Source organism: Hyphomicrobiales bacterium (assembly GCA_002869065.1).
In the GTDB taxonomy this organism is placed as follows: domain Bacteria; phylum Pseudomonadota; class Alphaproteobacteria; order Rhizobiales; family Rhodobiaceae; genus Rhodobium.
Window position 1 is genome coordinate 259855 of record PKTR01000004.1, and the last position, 22510, is coordinate 282364.

Here is a 22510-nt window from a genome sequence, read left to right on the forward strand (position 1 = left end):
CGACCTCACTTCTTTTCCATCACGCATTGCAGCGGATGTTGATGTTTGCGCGCGAAATCCATCACCTGCGTCACCTTCGTCTCGGCGACCTCATAGGTGTAGATCCCGCACTCCCCCACCCCGTGATGATGGACATGCAGCATGACCCGTGTGGCCTCGTCCCGGTTCTTCTGGAAGAACCGTTCGAGCACGTGCACGACAAATTCCATCGGCGTGTAGTCGTCGTTCAGCAACAACACGCGGTACATGTTCGGCCGCTTCGTCTTCGGCCGCGTTTTGGTGACGACAGCCGTGCCGGAACCGCCATCCCCGCCGCCGTCTTCATGATCCGCCGTCGCCCTGATCGGTTCGATCCTCATCGAGCCTGATCGCGTCCTCTTTTAAAAAACCCAGCCGAAATGACAAAACCCCCAGTGCCGCCTTTGCGCCGCTCGGGGAAGGTCGTGACCACGGCCGCTCACGTCTAATGTAAGCCTACCATGAGTGATTGTAAGGCCCTTGCGCAAAGGTGCAACGGATCAAACAGCGAAAAATGCCGCTGCGTGGTCACAAAAACGCAAGAGCCCGGCCGCAACGGGCTGGGCTCTGCAATCCGATCAGCATTTTCGAAAGGGCCAAAGCGCCCCGAAAAAGCTTACTTCGCGGCCTTCGCGAAGGCATCTTCGAACGGCTTGTAGAAGTCCTTGGCAACATCGGCATACATCTCGCCGATCTTGGACATCTGGCCGACCATGCCCTCATAGGAAGACTTGGCATATTCGCTCTGCGCCTCGAGAACCGTGTCCAGCGACTTCGCGGTCATCACCTTGTTGGCAACCGCGGCGCTGTCCTCGAACGACTTCTTCGTGTAGTCGGCAACCTCGGCGGCAATCGCCTGGAAACCCTTGGACACCGTGCCGAAGCTCTTCATCGCCGTCTCGGCGTTGTCCTTGCTGAACTTCTGCATGTCTTCAAAACCGGCAAACATCACACATACCCCTTTTATCTGGCCTCGCGGGATCGTCCGGATCACCGCCGCTTTGTCGCGTCGATCATCAATATATGCGCCGCACAATAAATGTCAAATAATTTTTGCAGCGCACCATTTCCTTCGAAACACAATCACAAGCCGTGCAGATCGCAATTGCGATTTACCGATTCCTAACCCTGACGGCAGACAATCACCTCAATCGGCCATCGCTGAGCGACAGGCCGCAAAGACAAGACGCGAGGAAACGAAACGGTCCGTTCGGCCGCGCGTATAGAGTGGTTGCGCACCTTGGGCAGCCCTCGGCGAACGGACGAAACTGCGAGTTCATTTGTGTCCGCGCACAGGAAAGGCGGCGGGCACGGGTAGGTTTGAGGGTATCACAGTGGTGTTCAAACGCGTTGTTTCCCGTGACCTTGGTTGGTCCGGTTGGGTAAAGGCGGTCGTTGTCGTTCTCTTCGCATCGATCCTTACCCTCGGCTCCCCGGCCGAAACCCGGGCAAATTCCAAATATGCCGCTTTCGTCATCGACGCCCGTACCGGCAAGGTACTGTTCTCGCGCAATGCGGACGCCCCGCGCTATCCGGCCTCGCTGACCAAGATGATGACGCTCTACGTGCTGTTCGACGAGCTGAAGGCCGGTCGCATGAAGATGACGACGCGCCTCAAGGTCTCCAAATACGCCTCGCGTCAGGCCCCTTCCAAGCTCGGCCTGAAACCCGGCAGCACCATTCAGGTCCGCGACGCCATTCGCGCCCTCGTCACCAAATCCGCCAACGACGTCGCCGTCGTCGTCGCCGAAAACATCTCCGGATCCGAATCCGCCTTTGCCCGCCGCATGACGACAGTCGCGCGCGGCATGGGCATGAGCCGGACCACGTTCCGCAACGCGTCCGGCCTGCCCAACACTGCCCAGAAAACCACGGCCCGCGACATGGCCACCCTTGGCCGTGCCCTGCAGCAGCACCATCCGAAATATTATCGCTACTTCGCGACGCGCTCGTTCAAGTATCGCGGCCGCCGCTACGGCAACCACAACCGCCTGCTCGGCCGGGTGAAGGGTGTCGACGGCATCAAGACCGGCTACACACGCGCATCGGGTTTCAACCTCGTCAGCTCGGTCAAGCGCGGCAAGCGCCACATCGTCGCCGTCGTCATGGGTGGCAAGACGGGCCGCTCGCGCAATGCGCACATGACCCAGCTCATCAACGGGTATCTGCCGAAGGCCGGTACGCGCGGCCGCACCGACATGATCGCGCGCCACAGCTCGTCGCCGACACGCCAGTTCGTCGCGCTGCCGAAATCCGGTGCGCCGCGTCCTGCCGCGAAGCCGGACTTCGAACTGGTCACCGCTTCGGTCACACCGCGCCGCGCGCCGGCAACCACCGGTTCCGTCACCATCAAATCGGTCAGGACCACCAAGGTGTCGATTGGTGCCCACAATGGGCCTTCCGAACCGGCGCCGGCACCAAAGGCCGCGCCGCAGGCGATCGCCAACGCGACGCCGGACATTCCGGACGGATGGCAGATCCAGATCGGCGCCCTTCCGAACCATGACGACGCGCTGTCGCTGATGAAGCGCGCGGCCCGTGACACCGGCTCGCTGCTCAAGCGCCGGACCTCATACACCGAAACGGTGAAAAAGGGCGGCACCACGCTGTACCGCGCCCGCTTCGCCGGCTTCGACAGCAAGGGAGCGGCCAAGTCGGCCTGCGCCAAACTCAAGCGGAAGAGCTATGCCTGCTTTCCGTTCCACCAGTAGTGATCAGTTTCGGTCGGCCGGAAAGGGTACCGGCCGGCCCGTGTAAGCATATGCGTTAGTGGGGAGTATCATGTCGACGAAGAAGACGTTCCTTCGCCTCGTTGATCCGGGCAGCCAGAGCACTCGTTCCGCCGTGGTCGGGGTGGACAAGCTTCATAAGCCTTCGGTGCGCAGCCCGAATTTCCGCCTCCCCGGCGCCCGGCGAAATCCCAAGGATCTCGTAGGCCTCCTTCTCTGTCATGCCGCCAGAACCCGCCGCACCGCCCGTCCGCGGACCCGCATCATCCTCGACGTGTTCACGCCAGTCGGCCTGCCGGCGGTCCAGATAGGTTTCCAGGAGGACGCGGCTGCGCTCCTCGTTGACGAATGATCGCCAAAGGTCGATCGCCTCGCCGAAGCTGAGCGAGTCGAGATCGCGGCCGTGGTAAGGGCCGCTCAGAACGCGCCCGCGCATCTCCCCGCTGTCATGGTCGAGTTCCATCTCGAGATGGTCCGAACGCACCTGCGATGAACTGCCCGCCGTGCGTTGCCCGCGCCAGCCGAAGCCGCTCATTCCCGACGAGCCGAGCACCGACAGGCCGAACGCACCAAGCGGCGCGGCAATCGCCCAGCGCCCGATCGCGGCAAGCCCGGCCGCAATCCCGAGAAGCGCAATCCCGCCGCCGATCTTCAGCCGTTTGGCCAGAACCGCCGGATTGGCCTTGAGGAACGCCTGCGCCAGAATGAGAAGCAGCACGATGCCGCCAAGGATGAGAATGATCCGCGCCATCGTCTACCGCATCTGTTCGAGCAACAGGCGGGCCTCGCCCTTGCCCTGGTTCGACAGCGCCGTCAGCGCTTTGCGCCCGCCCGCAGCATAGGCAGCCACCGCCCGCAGCAACTCGCCAAGCCTGTGTGCCGAGCCCGCATCGAGCCGGCAATAGGCGCCCTTGCTAAGCCGGGCGATTTCGCGAAACGCCGCTTCAGCCTCCGGATCGCCGCCATCCTGAAACAGGAACACCGGCACGCCGAGCATGCCGAGTTCTCCGGCCTTCTGCGCCAGATCGTCGACATCCTCTTCCATGCAGTCGCCGACATAGATGAGCGCGCTGACCTTTTCCTTGCGCGTCTCGGAAAGCGCATGCGCCAGCACCTTGCGGATCTGCGTGTGTCCGCCGCGACAATCGATTTGCGTCATCAGCCCAGCCAGCGCCTTGGCGTTGCGCACCCATTTGCTCGACCGGCACTCGCCGAAGCCGCGGAAATAGACGAGTTGGACGTCGAGCCCACCGATGGCCGCCGCCTCTTCGAACATCTGACCCTGCAGCGAACAGGCGCGATCCCAGGTCGGCTGCCGGCTCATCGTCGCATCGAGCGCGAAGATCAGCCGCCCCTGCCCCTGCGCGGGCGGGGTCAGCGTCTGCGCCTTTTGCAGAAACGCGTCGATCTCGGAGTCGCTCGACCGCCCGGCGAGCGCACCTCCCGCCGTCGGCTTTGCCGGTGTCTTGTCTTTCGACATGCCGCCTGTGTTCCCTTTCCTCATGCCGCCGAACGCGCCGGGCACGGCGCACTGCCCCATAATGTGGCCCTGCCGGGAAAAATCGCAACGCCGCGAGCCGCCCTCGCGGCCACGAAGTGAATGAAGGGCAAAGTCTATGCTTTCAGCGAATTGGCGGAAACTGAGCAGAGTGATAGGGTCCCGCACCTTTTGACAGTCAGGCATGAGAGCGCGCCCAATGACCGCTTACCCCGCTATCGCTTCCACGGTGGACGATCTCCGCCGCCGGGTTTCGATCTGGCGCAGCGACGGCAAGACCGTTGCCCTTGTCCCGACGATGGGCGCGCTACATGCCGGCCATTTGAAACTGATCGAGGAAGCCCGCAATCGCGCCCAGAAGGTCATCGTCTCGATCTTCGTCAATCCGACCCAGTTCGCGCCGACCGAGGATTTCGACTCCTATCCACGCACCTTCGACGACGATGTCGCCAAGATGCTGCCCTACGGCGTCGACGCGGTTTTCGCGCCCAACGCGGCGGAAATGTACCGCCCGGATTTCGCCACCGGCATCACGGTGAAGGGCCCCGCGCTCGGTCTCGAGACCGACTACCGGCCGCATTTCTTTTCCGGCGTTGCCGTCGTCGTCGCCAAGCTGCTCCTGTCGGCATTGCCCGACATCGCGCTGTTCGGCGAGAAGGACTATCAGCAGCTCCTCGTCGTGCGCCAGATGGTACGCGACCTCAACATCCCGACCGAAATCCTCGCAATTGAAACGGTGCGCGAGGATGACGGCCTCGCCATGTCGTCGCGCAACGCCTATTTGTCGAGCGCGGATCGCGTGACCGCCGCCCGCCTGAACGTCGAACTACGCGCGGTGGCCGACACGATTCGCGCCGGCGGCTCCGCCGAGACCGCCTTGAAGGCCGCACGGGCGGCCATTTCAGAAGCCGGTTTCCGCCTCGACTATCTCGAACTGCGCCACGCCGAGACCCTGCAGGCGATCGACCTGGACGCGGACAAGGATTTGCCGATGCGCCTGCTCGTCGCCGCCTGGCTCGGCAAGACGCGGCTGATCGACAATATCGGCGTGTAACGGCGCGGCTAGAGCATCGTGCAGCCAATTGGAACAATTGGCGTCGACAAAGATGCAACTAAACAAAGGGATAGAGCATTTCGGCGATTCAACTCGAACGCAGAATGCTCTAGAGCAGCCCGAGCTCGGAAAGGTCCCGCCGCATGTCCTCCGGCATCGCCTCGTCGCCGGGCCGCTCGAGGATATCGGCCGGCACGTCCTTTTCCTGCAGATAGCGCCAACCCTGAAACGGCCTCCGCGGCTGGATCGCGGTCAACTGCACGGTCGGTTCGAACACGAGCTGACAGCGCGAGATGCCGTCCTCGCCGGTGACCGATCGGATATCAAGAATGCGCTGGCGCGCCTGCACCGCACCCTTGATCACCCAATAGAGCGAGCCGCCGTCGAGCAACTCCTCGCGCCGTTTCGGCATCATCCGCGTGGTGTGGATCTGCTCGAACGGACGCCCGGTCGCTTCGGCAAGCCGCCGGCGGTCTTCAATCCAGTCGTGAAGATCCTCGACGCTCTCCGCGCCAACGCAAAGCTTGATCAGGTGCAGGGCCATGAGGGGAGTTTTGCGGCTTTCCGTCGATCCGGTCAAACCTCGCGGCACGCTATCCACAGCTACGCGCGATGCCGTGACCGTGAGCATTTTCGCGGGCGACTAGTCCAAGCGTCGTATTTTGAAAGTGCCCCGATTTTCTGTAGGAATGCGCGTATTGCCCTGGAGCAGCTTGATCTCCGGTCGACTCGCACGGTCGAAACCGGTCGGAAACGGAAGGACGGACGGAATGTCGATTGCCCGCGTTACCGAAATCACCTCGTCGTCGACCAAGAGCATCGAGGATGCCATCGATACCGGCATCGACCGCGCCAACCGAACGCTCGACAACATCGAGGGCGCGTGGGTTCAGGACATCAAGGTGACCTGCAAGGACGGCAAGATCGACGAATGGCGGGTCAACATGAAGCTGACCTTCGTCCTTAAGGACTAGCCCCGGTCCGTCACGCAGCGATTTACGCGGCAGCCTCGTCCTCGATATCGGCAAGCGTCACGACCTCGGCGCCGTCATCGACCTGATCGCCCTCGCCCGCCAGCACGGCCGCGACGATGCCCGGCCCCGGCGCGACGACGACGTGCTCCATCTTCATCGCCTCAACGATGAACAGCCGGTCGCCGGCAGCAACCGTCTGGCCTTCTTCGACGAAGACGGCGATCACCTTGCCGTGCATCGGCGCACGCACATGGCCATGCTCGTCCTCGCCTTCCGCCTTGCGGGTCAGCGCATCCTCGAGTGCGACACGCACCGCCCGCCCATCTTCGAGCGCATAGGCAACATCGCCGCACAGCGCGACAGACCCCGTCGCCGCGTCCGAGCTGCTTGTCTCGCCGAGCCCGACCGAAAACTGTCCGCCATTCCACACCAGCCGAACCTCGAGCGGCTCACCCTCGACGATCAACGTGCGGCCAATGTCGCGCACGCCGCCAAGCTGGAAGCCGTCATTGGCCTCGAACGGGTCGTTCCAGCCGCCGGCCGGCGCATCGCCGGTCCGCAGCAGCGCTGAGGCTGCCGCCGCAATTGCCGCATCGCCGACGCCGCCGTCAGTCAGCGCGCCGATCTCTCGATCGACCAGACCGGTGTCGAAGCCGCCATCGCGCACATGCGGGTGCCGCAGCACCGCGCGCAGGAAGCCGAGATTGGATTTCGGACCCGCCACAACCGTCTCGGCTAGCGCGGCCGCCAGCTTGTCGAGCGCTTCGCCCCGGGTGGCGCCGTGGGTGATGATCTTGGCAATCATCGGATCGTAGAACGGCGACACCACGCCGCCCTCGACGACGCCGGAGTCGACGCGCGCCAGATCGTCCGGCAGGCGCAGCACATCGAGCCGGCCCGACGACGGCAGGAAGCCCGTGTCCGGGTCTTCCGCGTAGAGCCGCACCTCGACCGCATGGCCGGAAAGCTGCAGTTCGTCCTGCGCCTTCGGCAGGGACTCACCTGAGGCCACGCGAAGCTGCCACTCGACCAGATCGACGCCGGTGATCGCTTCCGTCACCGGATGCTCGACCTGCAAGCGGGTATTCATTTCCATGAACCAGAAGCGGTCGGTACGCAGCCCCTCGCTGCCGTCGACGATGAACTCGACCGTGCCGGCGCCGACATAGCCGACCGCCTTGGCCGCCGCCACCGCCGCCTCGCCCATCACCGAGCGCATCTCCGCGCTCATCCCCGGCGCGGGCGCTTCCTCAACCACCTTCTGGTGGCGCCGCTGCAGCGAGCAGTCGCGCTCGAACAGATGCACCGCATTGCCATGACCGTCGGCGAACACCTGCACTTCGACATGGCGCGGCGCGGCGACGAATTTCTCGATCAGCACACGCTCATCGCCGAAGGCATTGCGCGCCTCGCGCTGCGCGGCTTCGAGCGCGGCCTCGAACTCGACCGCCTTGTCGATACGGCGCATACCCTTGCCGCCACCGCCGGCAACGGCCTTGATGAGCACCGGATAGCCAATCTCGTAGGCCTTCTGTTTCAGGAAGGCCGGCTCCTGCCGCTCGCCGTGATAGCCCGGCACCACCGGCACATCCGCGTCGGCCATGATCGCCTTGGCGCGGTCCTTCAGACCCATCTTGCGAATGGCGTCCGCCGGCGGGCCAACGAAAACGATACCGGCCGCGGCGCAGGCCTCGGCAAACTCGGCGTTCTCGGAAAGGAAGCCGTAGCCCGGATGGATGCAGTCGACCCCCGTCGCCTTGGCAGCCGCGAGGATCTTCTCCTTGACCAGATAGGATTCGGTCGCCGGCGCCGGGCCGATCGCCACCGCCTCGTCGGCGAAGCGGACATGCGGCGCATCTGCATCCGCGTCGGAATAGACCGCGATGGTGCGCATCCCGAGACGCTTGGCGGTGCGCATGACGCGCACGGCGATTTCACCGCGATTGGCAACCAGGACGGAAGTGAGAAGCGCCATCGAAGACCCCGTATGCATGACAGGGTGCGCGGCGGATGCCGCGACACCGGGCTCTATCGATACGATCCCGCAACGATGCGATCAACGGCTGAGCGCACCCCTCCCCGCAATTTTGCGGGAAGACGGCATTCGGGGCGCTTCCTTACGAAGCCAGTTCGACCGGAAGCTTGAGGTAGCGCACGCCGTTATCCTCGGCTTTCGGAAGCTGCCCGGCGCGAATATTGACCTGGATCGACGGCAGCAGGAGCAGCGGCACGGCAAGACCGGAATCGCGCGTCTCGCGCATGGCGACGAACTCGTCTTCGCTGATCGCGTCATTGACGTGGACGTTTTCCGCCCGCTCCGCCGCGACCGTCGTTTCCCAGGCAAATTCGTCACGCCCCGGCGCCTTGTAGTCGTGGCACATGAACAGCCGCGTTTCCGGCGGCAGCGACAGGAGACGCTTGATGGACTGGAAGAGCGTGCGTGCATCGCCGCCGGGGAAGTCCGCCCGCGCGGTGCCGAAATCCGGCATGAACAGCGTATCGCCAACGAACACCGCATCGCCGATGCGGTACGAGATGCAGGCCGGCGTATGGCCCGGCGTCGCGATCACCTCAACCGTCAGCCCGCCGATCGAAAACGTCTCACCATCGGAGAAGAGCTGATCGAACTGGCTGCCGTCCACCGTCATGTCGGTCAGGTTGAAGATCGGCCGAAAGATCTTCTGTACCTCGCGGATGCGCTCGCCGATACCGATCCGCGCGCCGGTCTTGGCCTTGATGTAGGGCGCGCCGGACAAATGGTCGGCGTGGGCGTGGGTTTCGAGCACCCAGTCCACCGTCAGGCCTTCCTCGGCAACGGCCTCCAGCACCCGGTCGGCGGCAGTTGTCGAGGCCTTACCCGAGCGGTTGTCGAAGTCGAGCACGGGATCGATCACCGCCGCGCGGCGGCTTTCGCTGTCCCAGACGAGATAGCTGACGGTGTTGGTCGCTTCGTCGAAAAACGCGCGCATCGCAAATCCGGTGTTGTTCGGCATGAAATTCTCACCTTTCCACCAGTGATAGGTCTTGGTTCCCGGTGGCATATATGGGAGCGGTTTGTTTTTCCAAGGCGCACCGCGACGAAACGCGCCGCGGGGTCGAACACAAAAGGCCCCGCGGAGCCCGCAGGGCCTTGCTTTGCCGGCAGACGAAACTGCGCGGGGTCTGCGCGCCCTAGAGGCGCTTCCAGGTCTGCGTCTTGCAGAAGACCGCCATCACGCAACCCTTCATCTTCAGCGAATCGCCGGACACTTTGGCAGACCCGCTGTAAGTCTTGTCGTCCTTCGGATCAGTAATCTCACCCGAATACTTCGCACCCGATCCCGACATCTTTCCGATGCGCTTTCCGGCATGCGCGCCCGATTTCAGCGTCACGCAGAACGACCCGCCGCAGCGCTTGATTTCGGCTTTGGAGCCGGCCTGCGTCCGCCAGTTGCCCTCGATCGGCTCGGCCGCAATCGCCGGCATGGCAACACCGGCGAGCAACGCGCCGGCCACGATCAAACCCCGTATCATATTGTCCTCCCGATATTTTTGCCCCGCTCGCACGCGGGTGTCGTCGCTGCTGAAGTCGATGGAAACCCGGTATCCGTCGCGGCTCAGCATGATCAGGGAGAATTACACGGTTTTCGCTCCGCGCCCATTCCCCGCAGAAACGAATGCGCGTTTTGTGAAAAATCTGAGTTGCGATCGGTGATTTGGCAGGTACGAATTTCCGTATTTTGTTGCTGTCTTCATTTTGCCATTCCTTGACGGATATATGAGGACAAACTAATTTTCCGAAGAGAAAACAAACGGAGCGGGAAGATGGCGGTGGTTGAACTGGAACCGATGGTGGGATTTGAAGACCGGGCCGAAGACGCGGCCCGGATGATGAAATTGCTCGCCAATGAAAAGCGCCTGATGATCCTGTGTCGCCTGGCTGAAGCCGGCGAAGCAAGCGTCGGCACGCTGGCCGACTCGGTCGGCCTGTCGCAGTCCGCCCTCTCCCAGCACCTCGCCAAGATGCGCCAGGAAGGTCTCGTCTCGTACCGCCGCGACGCGCAGACCCTGTTCTATCGCGTCGACGATGCCGACGCCGGCCGCATCCTGATGTTGCTGAAGGACATCTATTGCGGCGCCCCGGGCATGCCGGAAGCCGGCAACGCCTGACCGACCGCTTTTCAGCGAAAGTTCGAACGCTCCCGACCGCAGCCGCGGCGGGAGCGTTTTTCGTTTCAGCCGCACTCGCGGAACGTCAGCACTCGATGACGCTCGCCGCCAGCCCGCCGGTCGAGGTCTCCTTGTACTTCTCGCTCATATCGATGCCGGTCTGCCGCATCGTCTCGATGCAGTGGTCGAGCGGCACGAAGTGCGTGCCATCGCCGCGCAGCGCCAGCGACGACGCCGTCACCGCCTTGACCGCGCCGAGCGCATTGCGCTCGATGCATGGCACCTGGACCAGCCCCTTGATCGGATCGCAGGTCATGCCGAGGTGATGTTCGAGCGCGATCTCGGCCGCATTCTCGATCTGCATGTTGGTGCCGCCGAGCACCGCCGTCAGCCCGGCCGCCGCCATCGCCGCCGCCGACCCCACTTCGCCCTGACAGCCGACCTCGGCGCCGGATATCGAGGCGTTGTGCTTGATGATGCCGCCAACGGCGGCGGCTGTCAGCAGGAAGGTCCGCACCCCCGCCTGATCGGCGCCGTTGCAGTGATCGAGATAGTAGCGGATGACGGCAGGGATCACGCCCGCCGCGCCATTGGTCGGCGCCGTCACCACCTGACCGCCCGCGGCGTTTTCCTCGTTGACCGCCATCGCGTAGACGCCGAGCCAGTCCATCACCGTGTGCGCGAAGCGATCGTTGGCATAGGCCTCACCGAGAAGCTGGGCGTGGATCTCGCGAGCCCGCCGCCGCACGTTGAGACCGCCGGGCAGAACGCCGGTGCGGGCCAGCCCGCGCTCGATACAGCCGCTCATCGTCGCCCAGATACGGTCGAGGCCATCGATGATATCCTCTTCCGGGCGCCGCGCGCTTTCGTTGGCCATCTTCATGTCGGCAATCGAGTGCCCGGAACGCGCGCCCATGTCGAGCATCTCGCGCGCGCTGGCGAACGGATACGGCACCGAGGTCTCGTGCGTTACCGGCGACTGGTCCTCGCCGAGCCCGTCGAGCTCCTCGCCGCTGACGACGAAGCCGCCACCAACCGAGTAATAGACACGGGCGTACAGCGACGCCCCGTCTTCCCCGACAAGCGAAAACGCCATGCCGTTGGCGTGGCCCGGCAGCGGCGGCCCATAGTCGAAGACGATGTCCTGATCGGGATCGAAGGCAAGCGTCACACCGCCCGCGTCGATGGTCTTGTCACCCTTCACAGCCGCGACGATGTCGTCCATGCGCGCCGGATCGACGGTGTCGGGTTTTTCGCCGGCAAGGCCGAGAATCAACGCCCGGTCGGTGCCATGACCCTCGCCGGTATAGGCTAGCGAGCCATGCAGGCGGATTTGCACGCGGCCGGTCTTTCCCGGGCAATTCGCCGAGACCGAGGACAGGAACCGCTGCGCGGCCACCATCGGCCCAACCGTGTGCGACGACGACGGGCCGACCCCGATCTTGAACAATTCGAACACCGACAAAAACATGCAACCGTCCTGTCTGCACTGCCGTTACGCCTGCCCTCACAGGCATATCATTCACCGCTAACCGCCGAACCCGCCACCGTCTTTCCCAGCGACGACGCGCCAACGCGCATTCGCGGCATGACCGCGAGTAGCGCTGCACACGAAACACCGAGCTTTTCAGAAACCGGAACCGGAAACCACCCCGCCCCCCGCATAGGTGACGAACCGCGAAGCATTGCCAGGCGACGGGCTCACCCGGCCCCTTCGCAAATGCAATTTTGCTGATATAAGGCGGAAAACCTGTCGCCAACGCTGGCCCGGCCGACGCCGCCGGACCAACAACGAACGGATCGCCCGATGAGCCTGACGGAAATTTCCGCCGCCGACGCCGCCCGCATGGTCGAAAAGAAACACGCCATCATCGTCGACGTTCGCGAGGCCCATGAGATCGCCCGCGAACGCATTCCCGGCGCCATGATCAAGCCGCTGTCGACACTCGGTGAAGAAGCGCTGCCGCTGCCGAAAAAGACCAAGGCGCTGTTTATCTGCCATTCCGGCGCGCGCACCAATTCGACGGCGCCGAAGCTCGCCCGCATCTCCGGCAATCGCGGCCACGTCGTGCGCGGCGGAATGATTGCCTGGAAGAACACCGGGCTTGCCGTCGAGGTGCCGAACGACCCGGCCTCAAAGAAGGCGCGGCTGGTGTGGAACGGATCGAATTTCCTGCTGGTGGCGGCGCTCGGCCTGTCCGGTGCCGGACTGATGTCCGGTCAGACCATGTACGGCCTCGCCGGCATGGCCGCCGCGCTTGCGGTCTTTGCCATGCGCGGCCCGGTCATCGCCTCGCTGATCGCCAAGGGCACGGCGCAGGGCGGCAAGAAGGGCTAAACCCCAACCAACCTCAAAGCATCGGCGGCGTGCCGCGCGAATGCTGCGGCCGATCCTCGAGGATCGACACCACGGCCTCGACCGAGACCGGGCGGTAGTCGTGCGATTCGACGCCGACATCGAGGCTGCGCCCGATCGGGTGATCGTCGAGCCGGCCGTGCACGTGGCCGTAAAGGTGGCAGGCGCCGCGCACCGCGTTGGCCCAGTCGCGCATCGGATAGTGCAACAGCACGAAGCGCCAGCCCTGCCAGTCGACCTCTTCCATCAGCGAGACGGATTCGAACAGCCCGCCGGCCACCTCCACCAGCACGTCGTCATGATTGCCGCGCACCAGATGGAGGCGGCCATTGAGCTTGCGGATATAGTCCGCCGCCTCGAAGCAGGTCCGGTGCGAGAAATCGCCGAGGTGATAGACCGTATCGTCCGGCGCCACGGTCTCGTTCCAGTTGTTGATCAGCAACTCGTCCATATCGCCGACAGACGCGAACGGCCGCTTGCGGATCCGCAGAACGTTCGGATCGCCGAAATGGGTATCGGAAGTGAAGAACAGTCGACCGGCCACCAGGCACTCTCCTGCGCAATTCAAGTCGGCACTGCATAACCGGGTCGAGCGCGAAAGTGCAAGCCGTGATTGGAATGAGAGCCGCCGGACACAGCGCTGGTTACCCTCAGCGGCCTTCGACGTGCAGGACCCGGGTCGACTTCTTCAGCGTGCGCAGCGTCACGAAGACGACGAGCCCGACCACCAGCAGGACGATCCACGGCCAGTCTTCGTCGAACCATTCGGTAAAGGGTTCGCCCCGCACCACAAGGTCGGTCAGGAGATCATAGGCGAAGAAGGCCGCGAGCACGGCAAGAACCCCGTTATATTCGCGCTTCAGCACGGTGCGGAACGAAAACCCGGCATCCGTCGGCTGCCACTTCGAGAAAGTCGGCAGAAACGCCGGTGTCACCGCACACCAGTCGAGATAGGGCTTGCCGAACTTTTCGACCAGAAAGGCTTCCTCGGCGGCGATCACGCGCTCGATATAGACCCAGTAGGCGAACACCAGAAGCAGTGCCAACCACCACACGCCGGTGACCACGGTCAACCCGAACATGGCGAGGAAATTGCCGACATAGAGTGGGTTGCGCACGACCGAATAGACGCCGGTGGTGTTGAGCACATCGGCGCGCTGTTCGCGGGTGTTACGCCCTGATGTTCCCGCCGGAACGAAGCCGACGGTAACCCAGCGAACAGCGAGACCGAGAAACGAAATCGCCAGCCCGATCCAATAGAGAATGTGCTCGCCCTTGTTGCCGATCACGGCCAGCAGCGCGCTGCTTTCGCCCATCGCCAGCACAAAGAGCGGAATCAAGACCAGCGGCACGAAGCTGCGCCAACGAAACAGAAATCCGCCATCCGCGGCAAGCCGATCGGCAATACGCATGAAAACGCCCTTCCCTGACATTTAGTGCCCCGCTCATAGCGGCAGCAAGCTGACAGGCGGCTGACAGGCGGCATTGCCGGTCACCCGGGAGGACTGGTTACATGCGAAATACGCCGAAATTCGTATTCTGGATCGGCGCGTTGAGCGCCGCGGAGAAGGCAAGGCCGAGCACCCGGCGGGTTTCCGACGGCGTGATGATGCCGTCATCCCACAGCCGCGCGGTGGCGTGGTATGGATGCCCCTCTTCCTCGTACTTCTCGCGGATCGGCGCCTTGAAGGTGGCCTCTTCCTCGACGCTCCAGCTCCCGCCATCGGCTTCGATGTTGTCGCGTTTGACGGTCGCGAGCACGCTCGCGGCCTGTTCGCCGCCCATCACCGAGATGCGCGCGTTCGGCCACATGAACATGAAGCGCGGGCTGTAGGCACGGCCGCACATGCCGTAATTGCCGGCGCCATAGGAGCCGCCGACAATGACGGTGATTTTCGGCACGTTGGCGCAGGCGACCGCCATCACCATCTTGGCGCCGTCCTTGGCGATACCGCCCGCCTCATGCTCGCGCCCGACCATGAAGCCGGTGATGTTCTGCAGGAACAGGAGCGGGATCTTGCGCTGGCTGCACAGCTCGACGAAATGCGCGCCCTTCTGGGCGGATTCTGAAAACAGGATGCCGTTGTTGGCCAGAATGCCGACCGGAATACCCTCGATATGGGCGAAGCCGGTAACCAGCGTCGTGCCGTAGAGCGCCTTGAACTCGTCGAACTCGCTGTCGTCGACGAGGCGGGCGATGACCTCGCGCGCGTCGTACTGCTTTTTAAGATCGACCGGCACGACGGCTTCGAGTTCGGCCGGATCGAAGCGCGGCGGACGCGGCGCGACGAGCGGGATCTGGCTCTGCTTCTGCGTGTTGAGATTGGCAACGACCCGGCGCGCCATCGCGAGCGCTTGCGTGTCGTCGGCCGCATAATGGTCGGCAACGCCGGAGATGCGTGCATGCACGTCGGCACCGCCGAGGTCTTCCGCCGACACTTCTTCGCCCGTCGCCGCCTTCACCAGCGGCGGGCCGGCGAGGAAGATCGTCCCCTGCCGGCGCACGATGATGGTCTCGTCCGACATCGCCGGCACGTAGGCGCCGCCCGCCGTGCACGAGCCCATGACGACGGCGATCTGCGGGATACCCGCCGACGACATCCGCGCCTGGTTGTAGAAGATGCGGCCGAAATGCTCCCGGTCCGGAAACACATCGGTCTGGTTCGGCAGGTTCGCACCGCCCGAATCGACCAGATAGATGCACGGCAGCCGGTTCTCGGTCGCGATCTCCTGCGCCCGCAGATGCTTCTTCACCGTCATCGGATAGTAGGTGCCGCCCTTGATGGTGGCGTCGTTGCAGACGATGACGCAATCGCGGCCCGACACGCGCCCGACACCGGTGATGAGGCCCGCGCCGTGGATCGCGTCGCCATACATGCCGTGCGCTGCAAGCGGCGAGAGCTCAAGGAAAGGCGTGCCCGGATCGATCAGCGCCATGACGCGCTCGCGCGGCAACAGCTTGCCGCGATCGAGGTGGCGCTTGCGTGCCCGCTCCGGCCCGCCAAGCGCGGCTTGTGCCCGTTTCTCGCTCAGATCGGCAATGATGGTCTGCCAGGCTTCCGCGTTTTCCCGCGTTTCCGGCGCCTGAAGATTGATCGACGTGGAAAGAATGGCCACGACGCGCCCCCTACCCTGTTTTGCCTCGCGTCCCGGCCCTAGCGACCTTGCGCGAATTGTTCATGCGCGGCACCCGCCGCCGACCGCCGCCGAACGTCAATACGGACCAACGGTCGTTGCGCGCGACTATGCCTTTTCAGCGCGACAAGGCAAAGCCCCGATGCACCGCAAAATGCGCGACCGGATCCGACGTCAGTTTTTTATCAAGAAACCTCAGACCTCGTCGGCCTCGATGATCCGCGGCTCGGCTTCCGCCGCCGCGCACCATTTCTCGAACACCGGCAGGGTGAGAATGTCGTCCATATAGGCCCGACAGACGGAATCGACGGGGATCTGATAGGTCTCGAAGCGGTACACCACCGGCGCGTACATCGCATCCGCGGCACAGAACGAGCCGAACAGGAACGGACCGCCGGACGTTTCCAGGCAATCGCGCCAGATCTTCGTGATGCGCGCGATGTCCTTCGCAGCTTCCGGCGTCGGTTCGCGGGTGATCGCATCCTTGCGGATATTCATCGGGTAATGCGACCGCACGCCTGAGAAACCGGCATGCATCTCCGCGCTGATCGAGCGCGCTTCGGCCCGCAACACCGGATCTTCCGGCCACACGCCCCGCTGCGGGAACGATTCGGCCAGATATTCCATGATCGCAAGGCTTTCCCAGATGGTCAGATCGCCAGCGATCAGGATCGGCACCTTGCCGGCCGGCGAATAGGACAGGATCTTTTCCTTGGTATCGGCCTCGTCGAGCGGGATGACCACCTCGTCGAACTCGATGCCGAGAACCTTCATGGCGAGCCAGGGCCGCAGCGACCAGGACGAATAGTTCTTGTTACCAATAACCAGGGTCCGTTCCGACATCGCCGCAATCCTCTCAATCGTTCACCGAACGGCAGAATCCGTTCGCACAGCAGCAGAGTGGCCGGACCATCGGCAAACGACAAGCGCTAAAGCACCTTACCAAAAAGCTGACCAGCCTTTTGGACAGGAAAACGTTGCAAGCTTTAACGAGCGGTTTAGGCGGCCGTTTACCCGCAGATCAATCTTCGCCGATCGCGTGTTCGGGCTGCTGTACCGGCCCGCCGGCCTTCTCCCAGTCGCCAAAGCCGCCGCGGACATGCGCCACCGGCTGCAACCCCATGCGCTGTGCGGCAAGCGCGCTCAGCGCCGAACGCCATCCGCCGGCGCACAGGAAGACGAACTTCTTCTCCGCCGCGAACACCGGCTTGTGATACGGGCTCTCGGGATCGATCCAGAATTCCAGCATGCCGCGCGGGCAGTGGAACGCGCCGGGAATACGCCCGCGCCGTTCCAGTTCGCGGATATCGCGCAAATCGATAAACACCACGTCGTCATGGCCATAGAGCGCAATCGCCTCTTCGGCGCTGAGATTCTCGATCTCGCGCTCGGCCTCGTCGATCAATGCCCGATAACCCTTGGTAATGACCTGAGCCATGCCCTCTCCTCTCGAACCGTCCTGGCGACCACGCCGCCGAAGCAAAAACAAATGGCCGCGCGGACCCAAAAGACAAGGGGGAACCGGTGAACCAAAAACAAAGGGCGCGGAATGCATCCGCGCCCTTTTTGAAACTCTGATCCGCTTCCGGCCGGCTGTTAACGAGCGGCGATCGCCGTTGTTGCCTCGAAGCCGCCAAGAAGGCCGACAATCAGTAGCACCCCGCCAAGGACGGCTATGGTCCAAGCCATCACGCCCCAGCAGGACTTCCGTACCTCACCTTCCATGGAACCCTCGTTCTCTAGTCGGCAGGAGATTGTCCCGGCTGCAGCAATGCACCGCAGCGGCACAGGGATTAATGCGGCCGGGCCGATTACGCAAGTGCGTTGTTTACGGACTGGTAACCATGATCGCGGTTGCCGACACGCGTTCGGCTGCGCTTTTTCCGGCAATGCGCACAGAAAAGCCTTTTGCCGCCTACGAATTTTCCGCGTTCTTTCAGCGTGTTAGAGAATCGTCATCAAGACTTCGCCGGCAACCACGCCACAACGCATGAACGCCTCGACCATTAACGGTGATGCACAGCTACTCCACAGGTGCAGAGCCATTCGTGTTGCGTTGCAAAAATGTCATGGCGCCGGCAGCAAAACACCCGTCCGGCCCGTGAGTCGGTAGGCCAACAACCCGATCCACTCGCGCACGGCGACGTCGGTGTAGCGCAATCCCTTGGCGACCGAGGGATAGGGTCGCCACGTCCCGGCGCTGCGATAATCGACCGGATAGGCGACCATCTCCGGCCAGCCCGCAGCGCGGAAGACGCCGATCGCGCGCGGCATATGATAGGCCGAAGTGACGAGCACCCAGCGCTCGCCGGGCTGCGGTTTCGCAACCTCTTTCGAGTTCACCGCGTTCTCAAATGTGTTGCGCGAGCCGTTTTCGACCACGAGCCGCGCCGGATCGACGCCGAGTCCGGTCAGCAGCTTCACCGTCTCATCGGCCTCGGTGAGCGCACCTGGAAACAGCGCGGGCTTCCCGCCCGACAGGACGATGGGAATAGCGGGATGCGCGCGCGCCAGAACGGCCGCCGCGACCACCCGCTCGCCGGCCTCCGCCAGAACCGGCACGCCGTGCTCCTCGGCGATCACCGTATCAAGCGCGCCGCCAAGCACCACGATGCCGGCAATCGGCTCGGTGATTTCGGTGTGCGGGAAGCGCGTCTCAAGCGGTTGGAACAAGAGATTGGCGGTCGGCCCGAGCCCTGCGACGAGCAGCAAAACGGTCGCCATGCCCGTCAGCCAGAGCCCAGCCCGGCGCCAGCCGAAGACAAGCAGAACAACTCCGATGATGAGCAGGAAAAGCAGTGCATTCGACGGGCGAATGAAGAAGAACAACACCTTCGACAGAAACAGAAACACCGCGCTTTCCCCTTCGCATCGAACCGCTTCGCAAGAAGCGATAATGCTGTAGTGTGACGGGAAATCGACGCACCGCCTAGGCTTCGACAACGACCCTTGTCCCTCAGCTCCAGTCCCGCCGCCAGCAATGATCCGTAAACCGACCGCCCTCGACATCGCCTATCTGATCGCGATCACCGCGATCTGGGCGTCGGTGTTTCCGGCGATCAAGGTCGCGGTGCCGTCGCTTGGGCCGGTATGGATCGCGACGATCCGGGTGTTCCTCGGTTTTCTCGTGCTGCTGCCCTGGACGCTGTGGCGCGGAATCATCCTGCCGGAAGGCGCCGGCCAGTGGGGTCTCGTCGTCCTGCTTGCACTTCTGAACGCGGTCGTCCCGTTCTTCTTCATCTCCTATGCCGGCCTGCACATCAGCGCCGGCATGATCGCGCTGCTGATGGGCACAGGCCCGTTCTTCGCCCTCGTGCTGTCGCACTTCACGACCGACGACGAACGCTTGAACTGGCTGAAGCTGGCGAGCGTGGCGTTCGGTTTTACCGGCGTCGCGATCATTGTCGGCCCGTCGGCCTTCGGCGAGGGTCACGGCTCGCTGCTCGGCCACGCCGCAGTGCTCGCGGGCAGCCTGTGCTACGTCATTTCCGGCGTTCTGATCCGCCGCATCCGCGGAATCCCGCCGACCCGGCTTTCGACGCTGGTGCTGGCGCTTTCAAGCCTGATCCTGCTGCCGATCGCCTTCACGCTCGGCCAGCCCGATTGGGGCAGCGTGCCGAACAGCGCCATGCAGGCGGTGATCTATCTTGGCATCCTGCCGACCGGGCTGGGCTATCTGGCGCGCTATCATCTGGTACGCACCGTCGGCTACAGCTTCTTCGCGCTCGGGCTGAATCTGATTCCGGTCTTCGGCGTCGCACTCGGCGCCCTGCTGCTCGGCGAGGCGATCACCGTGAAGGTCATCGCCGCCCTGGTGCTGGTGCTGACCGGTCTGCTCTTCGCCCGCATGGGCGCCAACGTCCAGCCGCGCACCTCCGTCTGATCTCGCTAGAGCATCGTGCAGCCAATTGGAACAATTGGCGTCGACAAAGATGCAGCAAAACAAACAGTTAGAGCATTTTTTGGCGACTCCATTTGAACGCAAAACGCTCTAAAAGCGCCCTATTCGGGCCGCAGTGCCTTTCCGGGCACGTTGCCGACCTTGCCCGCCGCCTCGACCTCGCACCAGCGCTCGTCGAGCAGCTTGCGCTTCACCGAGCGAGAGCCGAACTGCCACTTGCCGAACGGAATCTCCGGCCGGCACCAGCGCAGGATGATGCCGCCCGTACCGCCCGGGATCGTCCCCTTCGCGCCAGCGCCATCCGACATGCCGGACCGCAGCGGCGTATCGCTGCGTACGCTGTAGGTCATGTCATAGGGACTCTTGCCCTGAGCGAACGCGGCAACGGGTGCGGCAACGGCGAGCGCCAGTGCGGTGGCGGCAATTGAGCGAAGACGGGTCATGGCGTTCTCTCTCGCTGGAATCGGAAACCGGCCATCACGATAGCCCGGCACGGCCACAACGAAAAAGGCCGGAGCGGAAAGTTCCCGCCCCGGCCTCGATATTCCGTCGAATCCGCTTTGCTCAGCCGAGCTCGGAGACGTTGCTGACGACCTTCGTGACGAGACCGTAGTCGATCGCCTCGGCCGGCGTCATCCAGTAGTCGCGGTCGGTGTCCTTGTCGATGCGCTCGACCGGCTGGCCGGTCGCCGCCGCAAAGATCTCGTTCAGACGATCGCGCATCTTCAGCATTTCGCGCGCCTGAATCTCGATATCGGTGGCCGGACCGCCGGCGCCGCCGGACGGTTGGTGCAGCAGGAAGCGCGTGTTCGGCGTACAGAACCGCTTGTCCTTTTCCGCCGCGACATAAATCAGCGCGCCGGCACTCGCCACCCAGCCCATGCCGAGCATGCGCACTTCGGCGTCGATGAACTTGATCGTGTCGTGGATCATGTCGCCGGATTCGACGTGGCCGCCGGGCGAGGAAACGATGACCGTGATCGGATCCTTCGAGACATGCGACAGAGCCAGAAGACGGGCGCAGACGTCACGCGCCAGCTCCATCGAAATCTGGCCGGTGATCAGCACCGTGCGCGACTCGAAAAGATGCTTGTCGACCGGAATCGATTGCGGGGTCTTGGTCTTCTCCTCGTCTTCGTCCTCGTCGTCGAGATGGGGAAAAGCGGGATAGGGACGCTCGGTCATGAAGATCTCACATGTGATGAACCAGAACGAAGACGGCGAATCCGCGAAACGCCGTCGACTCAACCAACTTGTTTAAGCGATGCGGCAAGGCCTCGCAAATGAAGAGATGCAGCATGGTTGACCGCAGACAAGGCCCGCGGTCGCGCAATTGCTACCGTCCTTCGACCTCGATCACCCAATCGCGCAGCTCGAGCGCCCTCAGCGCCGTCGTCTCCATCAGGCAATAAGACATAGCCGGCCCGCCGCCGGTACCGCCCTCCCAGCGCGCCATCACGACACCGCATTTCGTGTCGCGCCACTTGATCCACAGCCGTTGCGCGTCGCGCGCCATCGTCCGCAATTCGCCGCTCGTGCCTTCACGGATCGAGCCGTACCAGCTGTTCAGCAACTCATCCCAGATCGTCTCCTCGCGCCGCGCGCAGCCGGACATGCCGTGCGTATGCTGGTTCGCCGGATTGTCGAGGCATGGATCGGCGACCGTACCGATGCACAGCGCGACGATCTTGCGGCGCGGCATCTCGCGCGCCGCCTCAAGACAATCGTAGATCACCTGCCGGTGACTGTCTGTCGGCGCATACGGGTCCTGCGCCCGCGCGCTCCCCGCCACACTCGCCGCGACGCCAGCGCCAACCATCACCGCAAGTCCAAGGCGTTTCATCACCTGCATCGTCCCCTCCTCCACGAAACCGGAAAGCGAAGCGCCACCAGCATTTTCGCTGATGTGCCGGAATCACTTTCTCAAGCCGCCCGGAAGGAACGGTGAGCCATCGCCGGTGCGACGTCAACGCACAGCCATCGCCGGCATCAAACCTTGCGCGCCGCCTTCATCATGTTATCTTGGTACCTAAATAACATTGGAGAGAGATAATGATCGAACGGATCCAGACCGGCGTTCGCCTTGAAAAGCGGATCGTCAAGGTTCTCAAGGGCCTCGCCGAATTAAAAGATATCTCATTGGGTGATCTTATCGAGGGGATCGTTCTGCACGCCTTCGAGAACAAGACTCCCTTTGACGACGACACTCTGGCGGCGATTGCCCAGCTCAAGGCCGTCTACGGCCTCGACCTGACCGCCACAGACTCCCATACCTTCCCGGAGGACCCCTCCAATGGATGACGCGGATTTCCTCTTAGCCCTTGGTAACGCGACCCTGCCTGCGGCGGAATTCAGCCATCGTGCCCATATTCGCGCCGGCTATCTGGTGCTGCGTGAAGAAGAGAGCTTCGGCCTCGCACTCGACCGCATCGCGCGCATGATCCGCGCCTTCGCTGCCGCCAACAATGCCGACGGCCTCTACCACGAGACCATCACCGTCGCCTTCATGAGCCTGATCGCCGCCGCCATGGCCGAAAACGATCCCGGTTCATGGCCCGATTTCGCCGATGCCCATCCCGAACTCTTTAAAGCCGGATTGCTGGAGCATCTTTACGGCGAAGAGGCGCTAAAAAGCGAACGCGCCCGCCAGGTATTTCTCCTGCCGGGCGCGGCGTAGCAACAAAATCAAGGCCTTG

General features: G+C 63.3%; 26 protein-coding genes. 8 read left to right on the plus strand and 18 right to left on the minus strand.

Features of this window, described 5'->3' with window-relative positions:
* Positions 1–5: 5 nt before the first annotated feature.
* Together C0606_13635 and C0606_13640 are read right to left on the minus strand one after the other, a co-directional pair.
* The gene (locus tag C0606_13635) at positions 6–359 is read right to left on the minus strand and encodes an ATP-dependent Clp protease adapter ClpS (GenBank protein PLX36840.1); all 354 of its coding nucleotides are present in this window, start codon (positions 357–359) and stop codon (positions 6–8) included.
* Positions 360–634: 275 nt separating this feature from the next.
* On the minus strand, positions 635–967 hold the full coding sequence (locus tag C0606_13640; protein ID PLX36841.1) for a Phasin: 333 nt from the start codon (positions 965–967) through the stop codon (positions 635–637).
* Between the two features lie 388 nt (positions 968–1355).
* Between C0606_13640 and C0606_13645 the strand changes: the two genes are divergently transcribed.
* Entirely contained in the window at positions 1356–2729 is a 1374-nt protein-coding gene (locus tag C0606_13645; protein PLX36943.1) for a D-alanyl-D-alanine carboxypeptidase, read from the plus strand.
* Between the two features lie 55 nt (positions 2730–2784).
* Here the strand turns inward: C0606_13645 and C0606_13650 are convergent, their stop codons facing one another.
* Entirely contained in the window at positions 2785–3498 is a 714-nt protein-coding gene (locus tag C0606_13650) for a molecular chaperone DnaJ (GenBank protein PLX36842.1), read from the minus strand.
* Positions 3499–3501: 3 nt separating this feature from the next.
* Complete coding sequence (locus tag C0606_13655) at positions 3502–4227, minus strand: hypothetical protein (GenBank protein PLX36843.1); 726 nt, start codon at positions 4225–4227, stop codon at positions 3502–3504.
* A 217-nt stretch (positions 4228–4444) separates the two neighbouring features.
* Here C0606_13655 and C0606_13660 point away from each other — a divergent pair, with 217 nt between their 5' ends.
* Complete coding sequence (locus tag C0606_13660) at positions 4445–5299, plus strand: pantoate--beta-alanine ligase (GenBank protein ID PLX36844.1); 855 nt, start codon at positions 4445–4447, stop codon at positions 5297–5299.
* A gap of 109 nt (positions 5300–5408) precedes the next feature.
* Here C0606_13660 and C0606_13665 read toward each other — a convergent pair whose 3' ends face one another.
* Positions 5409–5843, minus strand: coding sequence for a DUF1489 domain-containing protein (locus C0606_13665; protein PLX36845.1), 435 nt, complete (start codon positions 5841–5843; stop codon positions 5409–5411).
* 226 nt (positions 5844–6069) lie between these two features.
* Here C0606_13665 and C0606_13670 point away from each other — a divergent pair, with 226 nt between their 5' ends.
* A complete protein-coding gene (locus C0606_13670; GenBank protein PLX36846.1) occupies positions 6070–6273 on the plus strand; it encodes a dodecin domain-containing protein in 204 nt (67 codons plus the stop codon).
* Between the two features lie 22 nt (positions 6274–6295).
* Here C0606_13670 and C0606_13675 read toward each other — a convergent pair whose 3' ends face one another.
* From C0606_13675 to C0606_13685, 3 genes are all read right to left on the minus strand, one after another.
* Complete coding sequence (locus C0606_13675) at positions 6296–8248, minus strand: carbamoyl-phosphate synthase subunit L (protein PLX36847.1); 1953 nt, start codon at positions 8246–8248, stop codon at positions 6296–6298.
* A 142-nt stretch (positions 8249–8390) separates the two neighbouring features.
* Positions 8391–9266 carry an MBL fold metallo-hydrolase gene (locus C0606_13680; protein PLX36944.1) on the minus strand — a complete coding sequence of 292 codons (876 nt, stop codon included), beginning with the start codon at positions 9264–9266 and terminating at the stop codon, positions 8391–8393.
* Positions 9267–9444: 178 nt separating this feature from the next.
* Positions 9445–9786: a DUF2147 domain-containing protein gene (locus C0606_13685; GenBank protein ID PLX36945.1), complete on the minus strand. Its 342-nt coding sequence runs from the start codon at positions 9784–9786 to the stop codon at positions 9445–9447.
* A gap of 291 nt (positions 9787–10077) precedes the next feature.
* Here C0606_13685 and C0606_13690 point away from each other — a divergent pair, with 291 nt between their 5' ends.
* Complete coding sequence (locus C0606_13690; GenBank protein ID PLX36848.1) at positions 10078–10422, plus strand: transcriptional regulator; 345 nt, start codon at positions 10078–10080, stop codon at positions 10420–10422.
* A gap of 85 nt (positions 10423–10507) precedes the next feature.
* Here the strand turns inward: C0606_13690 and C0606_13695 are convergent, their stop codons facing one another.
* Complete coding sequence (locus C0606_13695; protein PLX36849.1) at positions 10508–11893, minus strand: L-serine ammonia-lyase; 1386 nt, start codon at positions 11891–11893, stop codon at positions 10508–10510.
* A 336-nt stretch (positions 11894–12229) separates the two neighbouring features.
* Here C0606_13695 and C0606_13700 point away from each other — a divergent pair, with 336 nt between their 5' ends.
* Positions 12230–12760, plus strand: a complete 531-nt coding sequence (locus C0606_13700; GenBank protein ID PLX36850.1) for a hypothetical protein — start codon at positions 12230–12232, stop codon at positions 12758–12760.
* Positions 12761–12773: 13 nt separating this feature from the next.
* On the opposite strand, the gene C0606_13705 is transcribed toward C0606_13700, so the two are convergent.
* The 6 genes from C0606_13705 to C0606_13730 all read right to left on the minus strand — a co-directional run bounded on the left by C0606_13705 (position 12774) and on the right by C0606_13730 (position 18766).
* Positions 12774–13346 (minus strand): hypothetical protein, encoded by a 573-nt coding sequence (locus C0606_13705; GenBank protein PLX36851.1) that lies wholly within the window; start codon positions 13344–13346, stop codon positions 12774–12776.
* Positions 13347–13428: 82 nt separating this feature from the next.
* Positions 13429–14211: a lipid A phosphate methyltransferase gene (locus C0606_13710; protein PLX36852.1), complete on the minus strand. Its 783-nt coding sequence runs from the start codon at positions 14209–14211 to the stop codon at positions 13429–13431.
* A gap of 76 nt (positions 14212–14287) precedes the next feature.
* Entirely contained in the window at positions 14288–15895 is a 1608-nt protein-coding gene (locus C0606_13715) for a methylcrotonoyl-CoA carboxylase (protein PLX36853.1), read from the minus strand.
* 213 nt (positions 15896–16108) lie between these two features.
* Positions 16109–16756, minus strand: coding sequence for a glutathione S-transferase (locus C0606_13720; GenBank protein PLX36854.1), 648 nt, complete (start codon positions 16754–16756; stop codon positions 16109–16111).
* Between the two features lie 178 nt (positions 16757–16934).
* A complete protein-coding gene (locus C0606_13725; protein ID PLX36855.1) occupies positions 16935–17351 on the minus strand; it encodes a rhodanese in 417 nt (138 codons plus the stop codon).
* 629 nt (positions 17352–17980) lie between these two features.
* Entirely contained in the window at positions 17981–18766 is a 786-nt protein-coding gene (locus C0606_13730; GenBank protein ID PLX36856.1) for a YdcF family protein, read from the minus strand.
* Positions 18767–18893: 127 nt separating this feature from the next.
* Here C0606_13730 and C0606_13735 point away from each other — a divergent pair, with 127 nt between their 5' ends.
* On the plus strand, positions 18894–19796 hold the full coding sequence (locus C0606_13735) for an EamA/RhaT family transporter (GenBank protein PLX36857.1): 903 nt from the start codon (positions 18894–18896) through the stop codon (positions 19794–19796).
* Between the two features lie 119 nt (positions 19797–19915).
* Here the strand turns inward: C0606_13735 and C0606_13740 are convergent, their stop codons facing one another.
* From C0606_13740 to C0606_13750, 3 genes are all read right to left on the minus strand, one after another.
* Positions 19916–20257, minus strand: a complete 342-nt coding sequence (locus C0606_13740; GenBank protein PLX36858.1) for a hypothetical protein — start codon at positions 20255–20257, stop codon at positions 19916–19918.
* A 121-nt stretch (positions 20258–20378) separates the two neighbouring features.
* Entirely contained in the window at positions 20379–20999 is a 621-nt protein-coding gene (locus C0606_13745) for an ATP-dependent Clp protease proteolytic subunit (protein PLX36859.1), read from the minus strand.
* Between the two features lie 151 nt (positions 21000–21150).
* Positions 21151–21666, minus strand: a complete 516-nt coding sequence (locus C0606_13750; protein PLX36860.1) for a hypothetical protein — start codon at positions 21664–21666, stop codon at positions 21151–21153.
* A 200-nt stretch (positions 21667–21866) separates the two neighbouring features.
* Between C0606_13750 and C0606_13755 the strand changes: the two genes are divergently transcribed.
* Both C0606_13755 and C0606_13760 read left to right on the plus strand, forming a co-directional pair.
* Positions 21867–22115: a hypothetical protein gene (locus tag C0606_13755; GenBank protein PLX36861.1), complete on the plus strand. Its 249-nt coding sequence runs from the start codon at positions 21867–21869 to the stop codon at positions 22113–22115.
* Positions 22108–22491 (plus strand): hypothetical protein, encoded by a 384-nt coding sequence (locus tag C0606_13760; GenBank protein ID PLX36862.1) that lies wholly within the window; start codon positions 22108–22110, stop codon positions 22489–22491. The genes C0606_13755 and C0606_13760 overlap by 8 nt, the downstream gene beginning before the upstream one ends.
* Positions 22492–22510: the final 19 nt, after the last annotated feature.